General features: G+C 29.5%; 1 protein-coding gene. It reads left to right on the forward strand.

What is annotated here, in order from left to right:
* A protein-coding gene (locus tag BX659_RS18750) for an IS3 family transposase (RefSeq protein ID WP_219884442.1) occupies positions 1 to 1,118 on the forward strand; the annotation gives its coding sequence in 2 pieces (ribosomal slippage) (positions 1 to 211 and positions 211 to 1,118; 1,119 coding nt annotated over the 2 pieces). This gene is flagged as partial in the annotation.
* Positions 1,119 to 1,159 lie beyond the last annotated feature (41 nt).

Raw genomic sequence — 1,159 nt, forward strand, 5'->3', positions numbered from 1 at the left:
GATTTTAAACAAACGATAGTTGAACTTTATCAATCAGGTAATAAATCTAAATCAGAGCTTGCTCGCGAATATGGTGTTTCTAGAACTTCTATAAATAATTGGATTGAACTTCATACAGAAATAGCAGTTGATGAAAATACTACTGTTACTTATAAGGAATTATTAGCTATAAAGAAAGAGAACCAAAGACTTAAACAGGAAGCAGAGATTTTAAAAAAGGCTTTAACCATATTCGCACAAAAGTAGACGATAATCAATTAGATACCTTTATTGATGATAATAAAGATAAGTATGATGTTAAATCATTATGCACAGTCTTAGGAGTTGCTCGTAGTACCTATTATGACCGTAAGGCAAGACCTAAGTCTAATAGAGAACTTGAAAATGAAAGATTAGAAAAAGATATTATAGATATCTATCTAAATAGCAAAAAGCGATATGGTGCTATTAAGATTCATAAAAAACTCTCCAAAAGAGGCTGGAATGTTAGCGTTAAACGAGTACAAAGATTAATGAAAAAGTTAGATATTAGGTCAATCGTGCATAAAAAGTTTAAACACTATTCTTCTAAATCTGAAGATATATGTGGTGAAAATCTCTTGAAAAGAGATTTCTCCACCACTTTTATTAATCAAAAATGGGTATCTGATATTACCTATATCTATACTGTTGAAGATGGTTGGTGCTATCTAGCATCAATTATGGATCTTCATACGCGAAAAATTATTGGTTATGCCTTTGATAAATCTATGACTACTAATTTAACTATAAAAGCTCTAGAAAATGCTTATTTAAATAGCAAGCCTAATAAACCAGTTATTCTTCACTCTGATAGAGGGACTCAATATACCAGTAGTGCTTATAAAAATAAAACAAAAGAATTAAACCTAGTGCAATCATTTAGTGGTAAAGGAAATCCTTATGACAATGCGTGCATAGAATCTTTTCATTCAATTTTAAAGAAGGAAGAGGTTAACTATAAGTTATATAAATCATTTAAAGAAGCAAATCTAGCCATATTTGAATTTATTGAATCATGGTATAACAGAACTAGAATTCATGGGAGTATTGACTATATGACTCCTAATGAATATGAAAAACAATTATTAGCTGCTTAATTTGTTCAATTTTTTGTGTCCAAGATATTGACTTAAGTCCA

Source organism: Orenia metallireducens, from assembly GCF_003001995.1.
In the GTDB taxonomy this organism is placed as follows: Bacteria; Bacillota; Halanaerobiia; order Halobacteroidales; family Halobacteroidaceae; genus Orenia; species Orenia metallireducens_B.